19 protein-coding genes and 3 pseudogenes are annotated in these 17,196 nt (G+C 55.2%); 6 read left to right on the forward strand and 16 right to left on the reverse strand.

All coding sequences use genetic code 11. The features are described from left to right. The first annotated feature begins 237 nt into the window (after positions 1–237). The 3 genes from HOP58_RS15900 to nirD all read left to right on the forward strand — a co-directional run bounded on the left by HOP58_RS15900 (position 238) and on the right by nirD (position 4,580). Positions 238–1,548 (forward strand): FAD-dependent oxidoreductase, encoded by a 1,311-nt coding sequence (locus tag HOP58_RS15900; RefSeq protein WP_234260848.1) that lies wholly within the window; start codon positions 238–240, stop codon positions 1,546–1,548. Continuing rightward, on the forward strand, positions 1,545–4,058 hold the full coding sequence (gene nirB / locus HOP58_RS15905) for a nitrite reductase large subunit NirB (protein ID WP_234260849.1): 2,514 nt from the start codon (positions 1,545–1,547) through the stop codon (positions 4,056–4,058). Before HOP58_RS15900 ends, nirB begins: the two co-directional genes overlap by 4 nt. A gap of 147 nt (positions 4,059–4,205) precedes the next feature. Then, complete coding sequence (gene nirD, locus HOP58_RS15910) at positions 4,206–4,580, forward strand: nitrite reductase small subunit NirD (protein ID WP_234260850.1); 375 nt, start codon at positions 4,206–4,208, stop codon at positions 4,578–4,580. 78 nt (positions 4,581–4,658) lie between these two features. On the opposite strand, the gene HOP58_RS15915 is transcribed toward nirD, so the two are convergent. The 9 genes from HOP58_RS15915 to HOP58_RS15955 all read right to left on the reverse strand — a co-directional run bounded on the left by HOP58_RS15915 (position 4,659) and on the right by HOP58_RS15955 (position 11,137). Next, a complete protein-coding gene (locus HOP58_RS15915) occupies positions 4,659–5,129 on the reverse strand; it encodes a GNAT family N-acetyltransferase (protein WP_234260851.1) in 471 nt (156 codons plus the stop codon). 417 nt (positions 5,130–5,546) lie between these two features. Then, positions 5,547–6,032: a VOC family protein gene (locus HOP58_RS15920; RefSeq protein ID WP_234260852.1), complete on the reverse strand. Its 486-nt coding sequence runs from the start codon at positions 6,030–6,032 to the stop codon at positions 5,547–5,549. A 195-nt stretch (positions 6,033–6,227) separates the two neighbouring features. Beyond that, entirely contained in the window at positions 6,228–6,542 is a 315-nt protein-coding gene (locus HOP58_RS15925; protein WP_234260853.1) for a monooxygenase, read from the reverse strand. A gap of 235 nt (positions 6,543–6,777) precedes the next feature. Next, the gene (locus tag HOP58_RS15930) at positions 6,778–7,092 is read right to left on the reverse strand and encodes a carboxymuconolactone decarboxylase family protein (RefSeq protein WP_234260854.1); all 315 of its coding nucleotides are present in this window, start codon (positions 7,090–7,092) and stop codon (positions 6,778–6,780) included. A gap of 911 nt (positions 7,093–8,003) precedes the next feature. Beyond that, positions 8,004–8,915, reverse strand: a complete 912-nt coding sequence (locus tag HOP58_RS15935; protein ID WP_234260855.1) for a TIR domain-containing protein — start codon at positions 8,913–8,915, stop codon at positions 8,004–8,006. Positions 8,916–9,005: 90 nt separating this feature from the next. After that, positions 9,006–9,302, reverse strand: a complete 297-nt coding sequence (locus HOP58_RS15940; protein WP_234260856.1) for a hypothetical protein — start codon at positions 9,300–9,302, stop codon at positions 9,006–9,008. Positions 9,303–9,658: 356 nt separating this feature from the next. Further along, a complete protein-coding gene (locus HOP58_RS15945; RefSeq protein WP_234260857.1) occupies positions 9,659–9,829 on the reverse strand; it encodes a hypothetical protein in 171 nt (56 codons plus the stop codon). 119 nt (positions 9,830–9,948) lie between these two features. Beyond that, positions 9,949–10,572, reverse strand: coding sequence for a RusA family crossover junction endodeoxyribonuclease (locus tag HOP58_RS15950; protein WP_234260858.1), 624 nt, complete (start codon positions 10,570–10,572; stop codon positions 9,949–9,951). A gap of 103 nt (positions 10,573–10,675) precedes the next feature. Beyond that, positions 10,676–11,137, reverse strand: coding sequence for a hypothetical protein (locus HOP58_RS15955; RefSeq protein ID WP_234260859.1), 462 nt, complete (start codon positions 11,135–11,137; stop codon positions 10,676–10,678). A gap of 224 nt (positions 11,138–11,361) precedes the next feature. On the opposite strand from HOP58_RS15955, the gene HOP58_RS23270 reads away from it, so the two are divergent. Further along, entirely contained in the window at positions 11,362–11,940 is a 579-nt protein-coding gene (locus tag HOP58_RS23270; protein WP_346657476.1) for a phage integrase N-terminal SAM-like domain-containing protein, read from the forward strand. Continuing rightward, a pseudogene (locus HOP58_RS23275) lies at positions 11,904–12,218 on the forward strand (recombinase XerD); the annotation flags it as partial. The gene HOP58_RS23270 and the pseudogene HOP58_RS23275, both read left to right, overlap by 37 nt. 194 nt (positions 12,219–12,412) lie before the next feature. Here the strand turns inward: HOP58_RS23275 and HOP58_RS15965 are convergent. From HOP58_RS15965 to HOP58_RS23185, 7 genes and pseudogenes are all read right to left on the reverse strand, one after another. Beyond that, positions 12,413–12,712 (reverse strand): nuclease-related domain-containing protein, encoded by a 300-nt coding sequence (locus HOP58_RS15965; protein ID WP_234260860.1) that lies wholly within the window; start codon positions 12,710–12,712, stop codon positions 12,413–12,415. A 184-nt stretch (positions 12,713–12,896) separates the two neighbouring features. Further along, on the reverse strand, positions 12,897–13,403 hold the full coding sequence (locus HOP58_RS15970) for a DUF6622 family protein (RefSeq protein WP_234260861.1): 507 nt from the start codon (positions 13,401–13,403) through the stop codon (positions 12,897–12,899). A 106-nt stretch (positions 13,404–13,509) separates the two neighbouring features. After that, a complete protein-coding gene (locus tag HOP58_RS15975; protein ID WP_234260862.1) occupies positions 13,510–14,058 on the reverse strand; it encodes a nucleotidyltransferase family protein in 549 nt (182 codons plus the stop codon). An 86-nt stretch (positions 14,059–14,144) separates the two neighbouring features. Next, a complete protein-coding gene (locus tag HOP58_RS15980) occupies positions 14,145–14,984 on the reverse strand; it encodes an isocitrate lyase/phosphoenolpyruvate mutase family protein (protein ID WP_234260863.1) in 840 nt (279 codons plus the stop codon). A 60-nt stretch (positions 14,985–15,044) separates the two neighbouring features. Continuing rightward, entirely contained in the window at positions 15,045–15,632 is a 588-nt protein-coding gene (locus tag HOP58_RS15985; RefSeq protein ID WP_234260864.1) for a YdeI/OmpD-associated family protein, read from the reverse strand. Positions 15,633–15,696: 64 nt separating this feature from the next. Continuing rightward, a pseudogene (locus HOP58_RS23180) lies at positions 15,697–16,437 on the reverse strand (FCD domain-containing protein). Next, a pseudogene (locus tag HOP58_RS23185) lies at positions 16,417–16,617 on the reverse strand (GntR family transcriptional regulator); the annotation flags it as partial. The pseudogenes HOP58_RS23180 and HOP58_RS23185, both read right to left, overlap by 21 nt. A 360-nt stretch (positions 16,618–16,977) precedes the next feature. Between HOP58_RS23185 and HOP58_RS16000 the strand changes: the two are divergent. Next, positions 16,978–17,133 carry a hypothetical protein gene (locus HOP58_RS16000; RefSeq protein ID WP_234260867.1) on the forward strand — a complete coding sequence of 52 codons (156 nt, stop codon included), beginning with the start codon at positions 16,978–16,980 and terminating at the stop codon, positions 17,131–17,133. Positions 17,134–17,196: the final 63 nt, after the last annotated feature.

Here is a 17,196-nt window from a genome sequence, read left to right on the forward strand (position 1 = left end):
ACCCCAGCCCAATGAAATAGAAGAAAAAATCGTCCGCTAGGCACATCCTGGCCAGCTTCTTGAAACCGATGATCAACCGGCGATCAATGAAGGTCGCCACACACAGCTAGCGACAACGACGTCTCTGCGCACCCGGTTCGATCATCGCATCGACAGGGGCCGCGCCGAGGCGTCGTTGCGTTTGTGCCCAGCCACTGGGCCACCACCACGACAAGCGCAGCGAAAGGAGGTGTTCGCATGCCACAGCGACATCCCGTGACATCGACAACCGACCGCCTGATCATCGTCGGCAATGGCATGGCCGGCCACCGCCTGGTCGAAGCGCTGCTCGCCCGGCCCGAGCGGCCCGCGATCACCGTCATCGGTGCCGAAACCGCACCGGCCTACAATCGCATCCTGCTCTCACCGCTGCTGGCCGGCGAAATGGGGCGCGATGCCCTGACCTTGCGCAGCGCCGAGTGGTACGCCGAGCAGGGCATCGAGCTGGTACTGGGCGAACGGGTGGAAAGCATCGACCGCGACGCACGCACGCTCACCACCGATGCCGGTCGCCGACTCGGCTACGACCGCCTGGTGCTGGCCACCGGCTCCACCCCGGCCCGCCCGCCGGTGCCGGGGCTCGAGCTAGGCTGTGTGCACGTATTCCGCGACCTGCACGATGCCGACGCCCTGGCACGTGCCGCGGAAGCCGGCCGCAACGCCGTGGTGATCGGCGGCGGCCTGCTCGGCCTGGAAGCGGCGGAAGGGCTGCGCAAACGCGGCATGCAGGTGAGCCTACTGCAGCGTGAAGACCGCCTGATGAACCGCCAGCTCGACCTCACCGCCGCCCGCCTGCTGGAAAGCGAGCTGCGCGGTCGCGGGCTCGACATTCACACCGACGCCCAGCTCGAGCGCCTGGAGGCCGACGCCGAGGGCCAGGTGTGCGCCGCCCTGCTCGCCGACGGCACCCACCTGGCCGCCGACTGCGTGGTAGTGGCCATCGGCATCGTGCCTCAGGTCGAGCTTGGCCGGGTGGCCGAACTCGAGGTCAACCGCGGCATCGTGGTCGACGAGTGGCTCACCACCAGCGACCCGGCCATTCACGCCCTGGGCGAATGCTGCGAGCACCTCGGCAATCTCTACGGCCTGGTCGAGCCGATCTGGCGCCAGGTCGAGGTGCTCACCGACAAGCTCTGCCGCGCTAGTGCAGAGAGCGCCGAGAGTACCCAGGGCTACGTCGAGAAACCGACCGCCACCAAGCTCAAGGTCAGCGGCATCTCGCTCTACGCCTTCGGCCCCACCGAGCCCGAGCCCGAACACGAAGTACTCAGCTATCGCGACCCCCAGCAGGGCGACTACCGCCGCCTGCTGCTGCGTGACGGCCGCCTGGAAGGTGCCGTGCTCTACGGCGACACCGCCTCCGGCCCCTGGTACTTCGAGCAGGCCCTGGCCGGGCGCGACCTCAGCGTCTGCCGCGCCGCTCTGCTGCTCGGCGCCGCCGACGCCCAGGCCCTGCTCGACGACGCACTGAACGAATCACCGCAACGCCCCGCGAAGGAGGCCGCATGAACACGCCCGTCAAACCGCAACTGATCGTCATCGGCAACGGCATGGTCGGCCACCACCTGGTCGAGCAGCTGGTCGAGCGCGGCGCCACCGAGCGCTACGCCATCACCGTGTTCGGCGAGGAGCGTCACCTGGCCTACGACCGCGTGCACCTCTCCGAGTACTTCAGCGGGCGTGACGCCGCCTCGCTCGCCCTCTCCACCGCCGACTACTACGCCGAGCACGGCATCGAGTTGCGCCTTTCCGAAGCGGTGTTCGCCATCGACCGCAATGCCGGCGAGGTGGTCACCGATCAGGACCGCTACCCCTACGACCGCCTGGTGCTGGCCACCGGCTCCTACCCCTTCGTGCCGCCGATTCCCGGCAATGACCGTGAAGGCTGCCTAGTCTACCGCACTCTGGAAGACCTCGACGCCATCCGCGAGGCCGCTGAAAACGCCGCCACCGGTGTGGTAGTAGGCGGCGGCCTGCTCGGCCTGGAAGCCGCCAATGCCCTGCGCGGGCTCAACCTCGACACCGCCGTGGTGGAGTTCGCCCCGCGGCTGATGCCGATGCAGGTGGACACCGAAGGCGGCGAGCTGCTGCGTGAGAAGATCGAATCGCTGGGCGTACAAGTGCTCACCGGTCGCGCGACCCAGGAGATCGTCGACGGCGAACGCAGCCGCCACCGCATGGTGTTTCAGGACGACAAGGTGCTGGAAACCGATCTCATCGTCTTTTCCGCCGGTATTCGTCCCCGCGACGAGCTGGCCCGCGACTGCGGCCTGGAGATCGGCGAGCGCGGCGGCGTAGTGATCGACGACAACTGCCTGACCAGCGACCCGGCCATCCTGGCCGTCGGCGAAGTGGCGCTGTGGAATAACAGCATCTTCGGCCTGGTCGCCCCCGGCTACCAGATGGCCAAGGCCGCCGCCGTCACGCTGCTCGAAGGCAATGAGCCCTTCAAGGGCGCCGACATGAGCACCAAGCTCAAGCTGATGGGCGTCGACGTGGGCTCCATCGGCGACGCCCACGGCGACCGTACACCCGGAGCACGCCAGTTCCGTTTTCTCGACCCGCTCAAGCAGCAGTACCGCAAGCTGGTGGTCTCCAGCGACGGCAAGCGCCTGGTCGGCGCCATGCTGGTGGGCGACAACAGCTACTACGACACCCTGCTGCAGTACTACGCCAACCGCATCAAACTGCCCGAGGATCCGGCCTCGCTGATCCTGCCGGCCGGCAGCAGTGCCGCCCCCGCGCTGGGGCCGGACGCCCTGCCGGACACCGCCATGATCTGCTCGTGCCACAACGTCACCAAGGCGGATGTATGCGCCTCCATCGACGGCGGCGCGGTGGATCTGGGCACGGTGAAAGGCGCCACCAAGGCCAGCACCGGCTGCGGCGGCTGTGCCGCCCTGCTCAAGACCCTGGTGGATCACGAACTCGAAAGCCGCGGCGTGGAGGTCGACAAGTCGATCTGCGAACACTTTCACTACACCCGTCAGGAGCTCTACGACATCGTCCGGGTGGAGGGCATCAAGACCTTCAGCGAGCTGATGGAAAAGCATGGCTCCAAGGTGGGTCACGGCCTTGGCTGCGATATCTGCAAGCCGGCAGTGGCCTCGATTCTCGCTTCCTGCTTCAACGAGCCGATCACCGACGCGGCCCACATTCCGCTGCAGGACACCAACGACACCTTCATGGCCAACATGCAGAAGAACGGCACCTACTCGGTGGTGCCTCGCATCGCCGGCGGGGAGATCACCCCCGACAAGCTGGTGGTGCTGGGGCAGGTGGCGCAGAAGTACAACCTCTACACCAAAGTGACCGGCGGCCAGCGCATCGACCTGTTCGGCGCCCGCCTGGAAGACCTGCCGGCCATCTGGGGCGAGCTGATCGAAGCCGGCTTCGAAACCGGCCACGCCTACGGCAAGTCGCTACGCACGGTGAAATCCTGCGTGGGCAGCACCTGGTGCCGCTACGGCGTGCAGGACAGCGTCGGCATGGCGATCCGGCTGGAGCACCGCTACAAGGGCCTGCGCGCGCCGCACAAGATCAAGTTCGGGGTTTCCGGCTGTACCCGCGAGTGCGCCGAAGCCCAGAGCAAGGACATTGGTGTGATCGCCACCGAGAACGGCTGGAACCTGTATGTATCCGGTAACGGCGGCATGCGCCCGCGCCACGCCGAACTGTTCGCCACCGACCTCAGCGACGAAGAGCTGTTCCGCTACATCGATCGCTTCCTGATGTTCTACATCCGCACCGCCGACCGCCTGCAGCGCACCTCGGTGTGGCGCGAGAACCTGGAAGGCGGCCTGGACTACCTCAAGGAAGTGATCCTCGAAGACAGCCTCGGCATCGGCGAAGAGCTGGAGCGGCAGATGCAGGCCGTGGTCGACACCTACGAGTGCGAATGGGCCAACGCCATCAGCGACCCGGAGAAACTCAAGCGCTTCCGCAGCTTCGTCAACGACGCGCGCCCGGATCCGGACATTATCTACACCACCGAGCGCGGCCAGCTCCGTCCAGCGTGATGGAAATCGCTGCGCGAGCGAAGCGCGTTGTTGCGCGGTACCCCGAAGGCTCGCCTAACCCCACGTTATGTCTCGCCTTCGGTCCGCCGCGCGCCTAGCGCTTCATCTCGCTCGCCGATTCCCCGACACCATTGCTAGGAATCTCTTATGACAATCGCCAATGCAGCAGCCAAGACCATGACCCAGACCTGGCAAACCCTCTGCACCCGCGCCGACCTGGTGCCCTACTCCGGCGTCGCCGCCTGGGTGGAAACCCCGGAAGGCCCGGCCCAAGTGGCCATCTTCTACCTGCCGGGCCACGCGCAGGAACTCTATGCCATTGACCACCACGACCCCTTCTCCAACGCCAACGTCATCGCCCGCGGCATCGTCGGTGACCTCAAGGGCCAGCCAGTCGTCGCCTCGCCGATCTACAAGCAGCACTTCCGCCTGGAAGACGGCCTGTGCCTGGAAGACGAAAGCGTCACCCTGCGCACCTGGAAGGTGAGCTTCAAGGGCGATGAGGTGTGGATCGAGGCTTGAAACACTGGCGGTCTGATTAAATCTACGGCTCCGAGGGCTGCTCTTAAAGCTCTCGGAGCCGTGAAGAACAGCCCAAGCTCAGTCGATGTACGAAACCTCTTCCTTAAACACCTTCAGCCCTCGCGACCGGTAGTTATCCAGCGCACGCGGATGGTCGAATGTGCAGGTGTGAACCCAAACACGCTGCGTGCCGGGCCAATCCCACGCCGACTCGATTGCATGGCTCAGCAAAGGCCCACCAAATCCCTTCCCGATGGCAGTTGGCGCCAGCCCAAAGTAGAGGATCTCGACATTTTTTCCATCAGGCCGGAATAGCTCGAAATAACCGGCGATACTGCCTCGATAATAGGCCACCCAAGTACGATGATCGTCGCTTTCTACCACTGCTCTCCATTGATCGTCCGTCCAAGTATTAAGGTCAGCCCACTCCCACTCGGCACCTACCAACTGGTACAAAAATCGATTGAGCTGATACTGGGGCTCTTCACACTCGACAATGGTCAATGTGGCGGGGAGCGGCTTTGGTTTGAGCTCGCTCCGTGATTTCATTTCAAGAAAGTAGGTGGTGCATTGTTGGGTTTTGATAGCTCATACTCCTGAAAAATGCATAGCCCTTTACGCTATTAATCTATCAGACCCATATCATTGTCAAGAGGCTATCTATGCTGGACTCAGCATAGCGCCCTACCGGTTAAATTAAAATTATATCAACAGGAGCAGGAAGCCAAAACACCGTGCTCACTCCCTTCACATTAACCACACAGAAGCGAAGGAACAAGATTCTAAAAAATTCTACAATCACAAGAATGGCAGCAAATAACAAAATTCCTAATCGGAGATATGTTCCCATATCTGCATACTCTGGGCTTTCTGCCAAGCTAGGCACTAGAGCACTGCCTTGGGGAAAGAAAAAAACCGCCGACGCTGAAAAAAGCGCCGGCGGCTTTAGATAACCCCGCTCTCATCTCAACCGCGAAAGGCTGCCTCGATCTCGGCGATGTCGATTTTCCTCATCGTCATCATGGCATCGAACGCCCGCTTGGCGGCGGCACGGTCGGGGCTGGTGAACGCCTTCGTCAGCGCGACCGGGGTAATCTGCCAGGAGATGCCCCACTTGTCCTTGCACCACCCGCATTGGCTCTCCTCGCCGCCATTGCCGATGATGGCGTTCCAGTAGCGATCCGTCTCCTCCTGGTCTTCGGTCGCCACCTGAAACGAGAACGCCTCGCTGTGCTTGAACATAGGCCCGCCGTTCAGCCCGAGGCACGCAACGCCTAGTACGGTGAACTCAACCGTCAGGACGCTTCCCTCCTGACCCGACGGAAAATCACCAGGGGCCCGGTGCACCGCGTCGAGCGAGGAATCGGGGAACGTCTCGGCATAAAATCGCGCGGCTTCCTCAGCGGCGTCATCGTACCAAAGGCAGATCGTATTCTTTGCCATGTGCTTCATGATCAGCTCCCTTCTGTGGGTGATTGCTGTGAGTGGCAACCTAACGTCGAACGGAGCTGGTCGGAATCGACAGGGGTGGTTAACGCTGGAATTCACCTGACATGCACCAGCAGGCAGAGCCTACTGGTGCATGTCAGGTGTAACGACCGGTTAGGTGTATGCATGGAAGGCCGGGGGATGCGCAGAAGAGCCCAGCTACTCATGCGTGAGCATCTCGTCGGTGATGTTGTCGACGGTGATCAGGTTATCGAGATACGTAATAGACGGTTCTGTGCCGTACTTCTCCCGGACGAAGGATTTCCAGCTCTCAGTATACTGGGCCTCCGCATCCGCTCGCGATCTCCACAAATAGACTCCTCCGACGGTGGAGCCGTCCTCCCATATGACGTAGTGCTTGCGGAAGAGGCCCGACATGCCTTGATATTTTGGAGCGGTGCTCAAAAAGATTTCGCGTGCCTCGCCCCGAGTGACGGGCTTGGGCAACTTGAACTTAGTGATAGCAATGAGCATTTTCTTCCTCTCGTCAGGGGGAGACTAATCCATGCGTATTTACTGAAGTGGGGGAACTCCAGTGTCGACTTGAATGAATTGTTAGGCTCCATCAGTCGGCTTATGCCCCTCGATTAGCTGGAGTATGGATGGCGGAATCGGACGACATCCACAAGCCTTCGCATGAGCCAAGTGCCACTCAATGCGCTGCTGAACAGTTGCGTTCTTTGGCATACGATGTTTCTCATGCCATAGCTTATTGGTTTTGCCCATCATAAGCCTCCACGGCAGCGGGGAGAGCGCCAATAACAACTGCGCCAGCGGCGGGCAGGCCAAGAAGAACGGCACTCAACACCTCCTGCCTCGACGCACCGTGCGACTTTGCTGAAAGCACATGAAACGGAATGCCAGAGGTATTTCCAGTGGCTGCCAGCACCGCAATGTAAGCTAATTCTTCGGTCTTCTTGTCTAGAGCACTAGCAATATCAAGTGCTTCTGCGGCTTGCGCCCAAGCCTTGGCATGGGCCGGGGCCTCTTGCATGAATAAGGCAAACGCTTTTGACACGCTCATGGTAGCTTCCTTATAGGGCCTAACGCCTTGCTCTGCGGCAAGTTTGCAGCGCAGCGAAAAACCTGTTCGACAGCAGCGCTTTGTTAGCTTTTACCTTGGCATGTGGTAGAGCATAACTGCCAGCTTTACCACTCTGTTTCTATCATCACGGGTGTTCTCTCCGAACATTATTCCAACTAAGGAAGTTCGATATTCGACGTACTTGGGTTCCGAGTCCTGCGCATGAACCAGGTAGCGCCACTCATTCTCGTCCCTCCAGTCGCTCATTTTTTTGAAAAATAGGCGCCTGTAATGGGTGAACAAATGGTCAGTTACGTATCTCGATTTGCCAACCTTCTCGAGGTGATCAAGGTTAATCATGAATTCCTGCTCACGCTGATCAAATAGTCTTCTGGTAATACCCTGATCGTAATACTCAACATTCCCTTTAAGTATTTGACCATCAGCCCCAAGCTGGCTTTCAACTTACTGCGTAAACCGTTCTTTATCAAAACGAGGCAGATGCCTGTATGGTTACTTGCAGAATCCTCTCGAAAAAATATCCTGAAGATGGTTTCCAGAGAGACTTTCTTTATCACCCGAAAAACATAGAAGTTGAGCGCTATCTTTTAGAGCTGACGATAACCAAGAAGATAACTCAGTTGCGTTGTATTTGGCAAAGTCTAGCCCCTCGTTACTCCCATATTAGAAAAACCACTCTTTTGACTCTTTAGGATCATTGGTTTCTCGAAAAGGCGCAAATCTTAAATTTCCATTCGGAAGAATAAAATCTATTGCCGTCTACGGCTTGGTGTAATGATAGATATACCTGTCACTTGACCTGACGTTCTCAATCATATTTACCCGTATAACGCCGCGATCTGCGGAAATTTAGGAGCGCCAGCGAGTAAATTTTCCGTAGCAGCGCATTGTTATGCCTTTGCTCCCAAAATTACCTCTGCGAGCTCTCCGGCGATTTCCTCAATGCTCTGCAAAGAAGTGTTTAGCGCTACTTTATCCGCAAGTGCTGGGCTAAAATTAATAACTTCATTCTTTGTTATTTTGTGCCATATCGGCAATATCATTTTATGTCCATTCATTTCCCGCGCAACCATAGAGTCAAGCTCGTACTGTGTCCAATTCTTCGAGCAAAAAGCAGATGATAGAATCACTGTTCCAAATCTCGAGTTTACCAACCCTTGATCGATGCTTGTTCGCAAGCTGTCACCAACTTTTAAAGTGAATTCGTCATACCATACTTTGACCCCAATATTTTCCAGCGTTTCAGCGAGCGGGCGAACAAATTCTTCCTTATCTTCTGAGGCATGGGATATAAACAAGTCATATTTCACAATATTTGTATGCGAAATGTTTTGGGTGGTCGCCAACTCTTTCACAGAAGCAGCCATATTCGCAGTTTGATTGATCTCTGCTCGCAACCGGCGCTGATATTCAAGCTGCTCTCTCTGATGCCTCTTTTCTATATCTGCTAGTTTTTTCCTTTCTCTCTCGTCGGCAACAGCTTGCTTTTTACGTTCCTTTTCCTCTTCCTTAAGAAGATCTTGCTTAGCCTTTAGCAACTGCCCTTCTTTGTCGGATAGCTTTTTATAAAGACCTGCTTTATTTACTTGTATCTTAGCTATTTCTGACTGCTTTCTTTGGATTTCAGCGCTTTTGCTTTTCAAAGTGCTAATGCTAGTGCTTTTGGTAATGCTCCTTTCAATTTGCCCGATCCGATTCCCACAATCAGACTCCTTTTTTGTCTCCAAACTCATTTTGTGATGGAGATCTGATACTTCTTTTTGCAACCTAGCAATCAAACTTGAAATTGTTGAGATAGACATTCTTACTCCATTGCCTGTTTTAATCTTGCATAACGCCGGTGTAACGGGTGCATTGGAGCGTAGCGTAAATGCATCCCGTTGACACCCTTGTTAGCCCTGTACCTGAGAAGTTAACAGGCTTTCGATTAATACGTTGCTTTCCTGAGCTTTTGTTAAAAGTTTTTCGTGGTAAGACTCAACTTTTTTCTTTAACTCTAGGCTTTCTGTTATGTGCTCTTTGAAGTCCACTAAACATTCTTCTGGAGTCATCTCTTCTTCTGGTTCAATAATCTCAGATGTGAGCCCCATTGTTCTATAAAAAAGACTTTTGCTTCTATCCATGATTTCATTTAGCTCAGAAACAAGATTCAGCTCTGCTGACGCAAAGCTCTTTGGTAGAATTGGCATTCTTAATGCCAGCACCTCCGAATACTTATTAATTGCAGACTCAGCAGGCTTTTGCCTTTTTGGCCAGTACTCCCTCTTGATTTCAGCATAAACTCGATAATCTGAAAACTCAGAAAAATCCTTTTCTTCGGCTTGAAATATGAAGTAGTTTGCAGCTTCCTCTATATAAGCATGATTGATATCAATGTACTCTAGAAATGTATTGACAGCGAAAACGTAAGATTTATTGAGTTCTAGAATACTGTCTATTTTTCTTTCTAGATATCTAGCTCGCTGCCCACTTAGAACTTCCAGGTCAGCTTTATATGTGGCAACATCCTGTTGAAGCGACCTATTTAAAGCGTTTTTGGTTTCCTTTAACTCAGATTGAAGCTCATATTTTTTCTAGACAAGCGTTCTGCATATTTATGATCGAGATGTTTGAATAACATTTTCTCACCAAACATAGCGACAATTGCAATGGTTAGTCCAGCCCCAGCGGCTGCACTCATAAGGTATTTTAAAATTTCAACAAGCTCTTGAGGCAAGTAAAGTCTCCGTTCTATAGAATTTGGGGCTAACGCCGCAATAACCGGTGAATGAACGCGTGTTATGTTTGAGCGTAAGCGAGTCGGCGCGCGTTCATGAATCCGACTTAATTGCTTTGTTAGCTACATTTGAGTTCAATTATCTCAAAACCACTTTCACGAACTTTGGTAAAGTACACGAAATTTTGAATAGGTAGCATGCAAACACTAGCGTTGAAAGCATGTTCGTCGTCTATCGAGTTCCAAATATCGAAATATTTCTGAATGAGATCCATACCCTTATCGCTCTTCGCAATTTGCCGATGAATTGGGAAGCACCAACCAGAACTATGCTTTATCAGTATCAAATCATCTTTACCGCAAAACAGTAAATCAGGATATTCAACTTGTATCTCGATATGATCTTCATGAGGAGTATCAATCCAATTAACAGTGACTCGATCAACAAGCACATCATCCAAAATTAAACCTGCTTGCCCAACTAGCGAGTCCAGGATTGGCTTAATTATGTTGTCTATATCATAAGCACCCGGATTCTTGATCCTTTTTACGTGCTGACAGTAATAATCTATCGAAACCCAACACGTCCCTGTTACAACAAATGGTGATGTTTTCGTAATCTCCTGAAGCTCACGTTTAAAGGCAGCCTTCCTATCACCACGATTCTGAAGAGAAACCGGCGTAACATTGACCTTAAAGTTTATGCTCCCATTTTTAAATGGGACTTCACTAAAATCACACATCATTACCCTTTGTTTGTAGCTAACGCACGCCTAAACAGCGATCAACTTATTGCGAGTCCAGCGACCGCAGGCCGCGATGTTTAAGGCGCTTATTAGCTTAAACTTACATCGCAATAGTTGCTGGGTCTGAATGATCATATATTTGGGCTTTACAGGTACTGCATAAGTAATGGGTTCCACCATAATCTTGGGTCACATACTGAAAAGCGGACGTGATTTGTTTCTCCCAACAACTCTGACAATACCAAACATCAGATACCCTGTTGCCTTTGCTGTCTTTATTTCGAATAACATGAACCCCTTTTACTATCGTTACCAGTTCATGCTTTTCATCTTCAGCTTTCCAACACAGCGCTTCTTTAAGTGATTTTTCGAGGTTTAATTTTTCTTGTGTTAGATTTTGAAGTTGTGCCTGCATTTCGAGAATGCCGGTTTGAAGCGCAATGATTGAACCTTGTAACTCAATTGCTTTGTCGGTGACAGCCGAGTCCACTTTCCGCCCAATCATCAACGTCGCGAACTCTTTAGCAGTTGAGATAGCCGCCAATGTTGCTGATATATCCATGATTACTCCTTAAAAGTTAACAGTGATTGGACTGCGCGTTCTGATATTGGATGAACATCCCTGCGCGTTCAGTAAAATTATCTGACGCGCTGCATTTCTTCCAACTCATTGATTTTTCTTGAGCCGAAGTATAGCTCGGCCACCTATCCAGAATTCGCGCGGTTGTACGTCTTGTCGGAACCAATAATACTGTACGTATATCCATTCCAAGAAGGAGCTAGCAGATGGATACGCACAACAAGCCACCGAAGCTTATGGACCGTGTGAAGGCCACCATGCGGGTGAAGCGCTACAGCCCGCGTACCGAGAAAACCTACTGCTACTGGATTCGCTACTTCATTCGCTTCCATGGCGTGCGCCACCCTGCCAGCATGGGCGGTTCCGAGGTGCGTGCCTTCCTGGAGCACCTTGCGGTGGAGCGCCAAGTGGCAGCTGCCACGCACAACCAGGCGCTGAATGCTATCGTCTTTCTCTATCGCCATGTTCTCGAGCAGCCCTTGGGAGAGATCGGTGAATTCTCACGCGCCAAGCGACCACGCCGGCTGCCAGTGGTGCTATCCCACGAGGAAGTGATGCGCGTACTGAGCCACCTTTCGGGTTCCATGTATCTGATGGGAACATTGATGTACGGTTCAGGGCTGCGGCTCATCGAAACATGCCGCCTACGAGTTCGAGATATCGATTACGAGCGTCAGGTGATTACAGTGAGAGCTGGCAAGGCGACAAGGACAGAACCACTTTGCTGCCAGCGACTTGTATTCCCGCCTTGCAGCATCAAATCTCCACGGCCAAACAGCAACTAGACTATCGGCTGCTGCATGGCCGCGTACCGGTAACGCTACCTCACGCGCTGGATCGCAAGTACCCCAATGCCGGCATCTCTTTGGCTTGGCAGTGGCTTTTCCCTGCCACCCGGCCTTGCTGCGATATGGATGGCAAGGTGGTTCTCCATCATATTCACCCATCGGCAGTGCAAAGAGCCGTCAGACACGCCATGCGACCCGCATCGCTACCACGCCCCGGCTCCTGCCATACTCTGCGGCACAGCTTCGCCACTCAGTTGCTGAGCCAGGGAACCGATATCCGCACCGTTCAGGAATTGCTGGGGCACAAGAGCGTGGAAACCACTCAAATATACGCATGTACTGGGCAAGGGCTTTGCCAGCGTTCGCAGTCCTCTGGGCTGAGTACAATCGAGGCATTCAGCCACGCTACCGCCCGGGAATGCCGCTCATCGGCCTCCCACTATGGCAGTTACTGGCCGCCGACATGTCATCATCGGACGATGTTGGAATCCGATTCAAAGCACTTATTCACACTAGTCTTGCCAAATAAACCATCGGCACGTGTCGTGACATCTTGGTCGATCTGGGTGGTGCCGTCAGGCGTAGGCAGCGTGACGTTGTGAACGCCGCGGTACTCATCCGCCGGCAACCGCACCTTGGCGATCAGCTTGACGAAGGCCTCGCCGAACATGCCCTTGAACCAGCGGGACTTGAGCACGCCCAAGAGCACGATGAGGGGCAGCACCCACCATAGCGGCCTTGCGGCTTCAAAGAGGATCGAATAGTCCAAAGGCTTCCTCTCGCTTCAGCGATTCGGCTAGTGACGTTTGCTTCAGTCTGCTTAGGTCACGCTAGCGCTTTCTATCGTGTAATTCTACGTAACGAGACTGACTTTTGACCTTGGTCGTGTCGATCAAGTCAATGGCTTACTCCTTGTAAGCAAAGGCTTACATCGAGTCGACGAGCTTGACTCGTTACGTAACCCGCTTCGCCCCAAGCTGAGAAGCCCGCCAGATCACCACGGCTCGGCCCAAGAACATACCGCCGAGTAGGCCGTATACGAGACTGACAGTAGCAGCGAAGGTGGCCGTATCAGCTATGGGAAGCTGCATGCCGACCATTACGCCAACGGCAAACTTGGCGCAGAAGATCGTCAGCATGAGAGCGAGCGGCTGCCAGCTGCCCGGCACGTGGAAGGTTTGGTCCTGCGGTGAGAAACGCACACCTCTGGGCAGTTCGAGCTTGAGATGAAGGAGTACAGCGAGACCGATACCGAGCGACCAGAGCGTGAGACTTACCGGCTCGGCGCCAAATGCATTGATCAGGCCAGAGAGCCCGAGGAAGAGGAAAATCGCCGGGATGATACCCAGCTTGGAAAGGCCGATGGTTCTGTCCTGGCTCTGCTGATAGCCCCGGTAGAGCAAAAACAGCAGCAGCGGCCATACCCATAGCGGTGTGTTTCTTATTATCTCGATCAGCATCGGTATTCCCTGGCGTTGTGTTTCGCCCCAGCATAGCGAGGCAAAGCCAGCTCCTCCAGTCAGTGCTTACTAACCCCTAAGACCTTTCCATGAAGAGGATTGGTGATCAGGAGTCATAAATTACAGTGAGCTGTGGCCAGGTACGCTGCCAACCCTTATCCCGTATTCGCGCCGCGAATTCTTTTGGCTTTCTCCGCTTCGCGTTCATCGTGATCGTTTTCTCAAACAAGGGACGAACCCCGAACGGGGCTACCAGCTTGAGCTCATCCGCTTCACGATCGAACGTCACCCCGACAGCTGTCTCCACTTCCACCCAATGGCTCATTGCCTGCGCTGTCGATGAGTAAGGTGGGTCTCCGTTCCGAGTATGCATCCTCGCCTGGTTCTTGACCGACCATGGGTGTGACGACATGGTGTGGAGCCGTGCCTCAAGAGCCTCATCTCTCTCTGCAGAAGCGTAAGCACGGTCAAAGTAAACCAAGTCGATGTCGCTTAGCGGCGTGGGCTGAACATAGCCATGAAGTCTATCCCACGCCAGGTTACGGACAAAGCCGGCTGCCAAGCACCAATCCTTGAGCTGTAGCCGGCTGGCGGCTTCCAGTGCGGCCATTCTATAGTGGTCCGACCGAATCCACTCGATTAGCTTCTCTTTCATAAGTCGCTCCGCCCATTTTTCCAGGCTTAGGTCTTGTTCACTTCACAAGACACCATTCATGCAAAAACTGGCCGGAAAAAAGCTTCTTACGTCCGAGCATCATAGGCTTCGAAAATAGCATTCAACTCATCGAAGCTTGCCGCATTGCCCAGGCCTTCGAAGCTCCCTTCCTCTGCCATCATTCTGGCAGCCCGTATGAAGGCGCCCCAGGCGGTGCGGGCTAGCGCCGAGCCAACGCTGATACGCCGCACGCCAAGTTCGGCGAGATCCTGAACCGCCAGCCCCATATTGCCCATGACGATGGCGTTGACCGGCTTGGGCGCGACGGCACTGACGATGGCGCTCAGCTCCTCTCGCGTTCGCGGCCCTGGGGCGAATAGCACATCAGCGCCCGCCTCCGCGTAGGCTGTCAGACGTTGTAACACGTCCTTCAGGGGCTCCGGCTGGCCCACCAGGTAGCTTTCTGCCCGTGCAGTGAGCAGAACCTGAGCTCCCGCCTCATCTATCGCAGTGCGGGCAGCGCGGATGCGCTCCACGGCAAGCGCCAGGTCGTATAGCTGCCCGGGTTCTCCGGTGGCGTCTTCGATGGAGAGCCCGGCCACGCCGGTTCCGACACAGCGGGCGACATTCGCCGCCACGCCTTCGGGCTCGTGTGCATAGCCGGACTGGAAATCCGCATTCACCGGCAGATCGGTGGCGTTCACCATTTCGGTGATGTGGGCAAGTGCCGCTTCGCAAGAAAGACCGAGCACGCTGTCGGCCTGGCCCTGGCTGAATTGAAATCCTGCGCTGGTGGTTGCCAGCGCGCGAAAACCGCAGTGCTGGAGAAAGCGCGCCGTACCGATATCCCAGGGATTGGGAATCACGAAGCAACCGGACTCATGAAGTCTGGCAAATTCCGCGCGTCTTAACTCAAGATCGACCATGACACCTCCTAATGGCGCAACCAACCCCAGTCAGTACTCACTAACCCATCACGCCCGGTATCAACGACCGTTTAACCCCTTTCCGGCCAGAATATCGGGCATGCACTTCTCGATTCGTGACGCTCGCGTGCTCGATTGCTTGGCGCCGGAAAAATGCAGAATGTAGCCTCTCTGACGGCCGGGGGTGAGCGCTTCGAAGGCAGCTTTCAGGGCAGTGTTTCCATCCAGCGCTCTCTGAAGTTCTATCGGGTACGTCAGCTCATGCTTCTCGCTGAAGTCCACCTTGGCACCGACCTTCTCCAGCTCGATGGCCTCGAGGAGATAGGCTTCCAGTATGGCAGCCTGCGCTTCGATCTCGCTCAGCTGTGTGAAGCGAGCCTGGCGCATCGCCTGGGAGTGCTCGCCAGGGGCAACGAGAATTCCTTCGGGGTCCTTCAACAGGCTGCCCTTGAAAAAGCCGAGCGCGCAGTAGTCTTTCATACTGAAGATTATGGCTACGTTGCCGTTCTGCACCGAGTAGCAAAGCTTGCCCCACTTCACGCTCTCGGTCAGTTGGCATGAGAGCGCTATTTCGCGCAGCTTCTTGCGCTCGTCATTCCATTGCGGCTGGCTCAGCAAGGCTTCCACTTTTGGATTGGTATCGTTCATTGTCCTTGTTCTCGTTATTGGCGGCGAGGCTACCCAGTCAGTACTTACTCACTCCTGGGCCCCGCTATATGAACCACTCCAACCCTTCATAGGGGTTATCTCTCAATGCCGCCAGTCGGCTTTGCAGATCACCGGAGTGAATCTCCAGCTTGTGGCCGTCCGGGTCGAGAAAGTAGAGGGAGTCGCCTTCGCTGCGGTTCTCCTTCCAGATCGTCACGCCCTGCTCGCGAATGACCTTGGTACAGCGGGCGAAGGCCTCTCTACTGACGCTGAAGGCGACGTGTGTATATTCAGGTAGCGGGCCTTACCCGTACAGAGCCTCCCAGTGGATGTCTCGCTCCGCCGGATGGTCCAGATGAAGCGCCTGTTCGATATGCTGTAAGTGATGCAGCATGAGGCTTATTGCTCGCTTTTCATCTCGTTGAGCTATTGCCTCGACGATCTCGCCGTGTTCGTCCTCTGGGCAGGCGGGGGTCTGGGGCTCATCGTACAGCGCAATGATCAAGCAGGTTAACGGGCAGAGTTCTGCCATGAGCTTTTCAATGAAACTGTTACCGCTGACCTGAGCGAGCAGCATATGAAACTGCCCCGAGAGTCGAATGATGCGACGTCGATCTCCAAGTCGGCGTGCTTCGGCTTCTTCTTCTAAGTGTGCGCGTAGTTTCTTCAAATCTTCAGGGCAAGCCCGCTGGATGACGTTGCGAACGATCTCAGGCTCCACTAGACGACGCGTGGCAAAGAGATCCCGAGCCTCCTCTGCGGAGGGCCGCGTTACGAAAGCCCCACGATTCGGGTGGAGCGTCACCAGCCCCTCCTTGGCCAGCAAGGTCAAGGCTTGGCGGATCTTGGTTCGGCTTACCCCGAAGACACCCGCCAGCTTCTCCTCCACCAGTTTGATGCCCGGCGGCAGCCGATGCTCCATGACCGCGTCGGTGATGCGTTCTGCGATCTGCTCTATGCCAAGTTTCGTGGTAGAGCCGTCCATGAGATTACGTCCTTTCTGTAATGGCTGGACCCAGTATGCCGTAGCCGCGTGTGTGGCTGAAGCCCGTGCGTCCGGCTCCCTTGCATCTGATCCAGGCGTGCACCGTGATCGAGCCTGCCTAAAGTTCTTGCACAAATTGAGTGCGCTGTCTATCTTTCAGATTGTATGCAATTCATTCGACAATTTCTATAAAATAAAAGAAATACAAAATAGTTTTCAATAGACATCAATAAATTGCGCTCATCTCAAGGATAGCGGCAGGGATTGGCACCGCGCTTGGCATGCTGCTTGCCTGTGCAGAAAGCGGCCGGGGTTCTCCCACCTCGACCTGATTTACCTACAAAAAAGGAGGTTCCCCCGATGTCCAAGTCGCACTTTTTGAAACTCGCTTCCGTGCTCACCGCAGGCATGCTGATCTCATCCTCGGTGCTGGCTACAGAACGCCTCAGGGTGGCCGGCAACGAGTTATCGTCAAATCTGGTGGATGGCGATCAGGCCGCATTCCTGTCTGATTGATCAACCACTTGCTCCCCGTCCTGGAACTTGACGTTGCTGACGACCAGTTCCAGCTTCTGGAAG

It is taken from the genome of Halomonas sp. MCCC 1A11062 (assembly GCF_021404355.1).
In the GTDB taxonomy this organism is placed as follows: Bacteria; Pseudomonadota; Gammaproteobacteria; order Pseudomonadales; family Halomonadaceae; genus Halomonas; species Halomonas aerodenitrificans.

What these genes read in the sequence shown, in the direction of transcription:
- HOP58_RS15900 (WP_234260848.1), top strand. Translation starts at nt 238, where the DNA reads ATGCCACAGCGACATCCCGTGACATCGACAACCGACCGCCTGATCATC.
- nirB (WP_234260849.1), top strand. Translation starts at nt 1,545, where the DNA reads ATGAACACGCCCGTCAAACCGCAACTGATCGTCATCGGCAACGGCATG.
- nirD (WP_234260850.1), top strand. Translation starts at nt 4,206, where the DNA reads ATGACAATCGCCAATGCAGCAGCCAAGACCATGACCCAGACCTGGCAA.
- HOP58_RS15915 (WP_234260851.1), bottom strand. Translation starts at nt 5,129, where the DNA reads ATGAAATCACGGAGCGAGCTCAAACCAAAGCCGCTCCCCGCCACATTG.
- HOP58_RS15920 (WP_234260852.1), bottom strand. Translation starts at nt 6,032, where the DNA reads ATGAAGCACATGGCAAAGAATACGATCTGCCTTTGGTACGATGACGCC.
- HOP58_RS15925 (WP_234260853.1), bottom strand. Translation starts at nt 6,542, where the DNA reads ATGCTCATTGCTATCACTAAGTTCAAGTTGCCCAAGCCCGTCACTCGG.
- HOP58_RS15930 (WP_234260854.1), bottom strand. Translation starts at nt 7,092, where the DNA reads ATGAGCGTGTCAAAAGCGTTTGCCTTATTCATGCAAGAGGCCCCGGCC.
- HOP58_RS15935 (WP_234260855.1), bottom strand. Translation starts at nt 8,915, where the DNA reads ATGTCTATCTCAACAATTTCAAGTTTGATTGCTAGGTTGCAAAAAGAA.
- HOP58_RS15940 (WP_234260856.1), bottom strand. Translation starts at nt 9,302, where the DNA reads ATGCCAATTCTACCAAAGAGCTTTGCGTCAGCAGAGCTGAATCTTGTT.
- HOP58_RS15950 (WP_234260858.1), bottom strand. Translation starts at nt 10,572, where the DNA reads ATGTGTGATTTTAGTGAAGTCCCATTTAAAAATGGGAGCATAAACTTT.
- HOP58_RS15955 (WP_234260859.1), bottom strand. Translation starts at nt 11,137, where the DNA reads ATGGATATATCAGCAACATTGGCGGCTATCTCAACTGCTAAAGAGTTC.
- HOP58_RS23270 (WP_346657476.1), top strand. Translation starts at nt 11,362, where the DNA reads ATGGATACGCACAACAAGCCACCGAAGCTTATGGACCGTGTGAAGGCC.
- HOP58_RS15970 (WP_234260861.1), bottom strand. Translation starts at nt 13,403, where the DNA reads ATGCTGATCGAGATAATAAGAAACACACCGCTATGGGTATGGCCGCTG.
- HOP58_RS15975 (WP_234260862.1), bottom strand. Translation starts at nt 14,058, where the DNA reads ATGAAAGAGAAGCTAATCGAGTGGATTCGGTCGGACCACTATAGAATG.
- HOP58_RS15980 (WP_234260863.1), bottom strand. Translation starts at nt 14,984, where the DNA reads ATGGTCGATCTTGAGTTAAGACGCGCGGAATTTGCCAGACTTCATGAG.
- HOP58_RS15985 (WP_234260864.1), bottom strand. Translation starts at nt 15,632, where the DNA reads ATGAACGATACCAATCCAAAAGTGGAAGCCTTGCTGAGCCAGCCGCAA.
- HOP58_RS16000 (WP_234260867.1), top strand. Translation starts at nt 16,978, where the DNA reads ATGTCCAAGTCGCACTTTTTGAAACTCGCTTCCGTGCTCACCGCAGGC.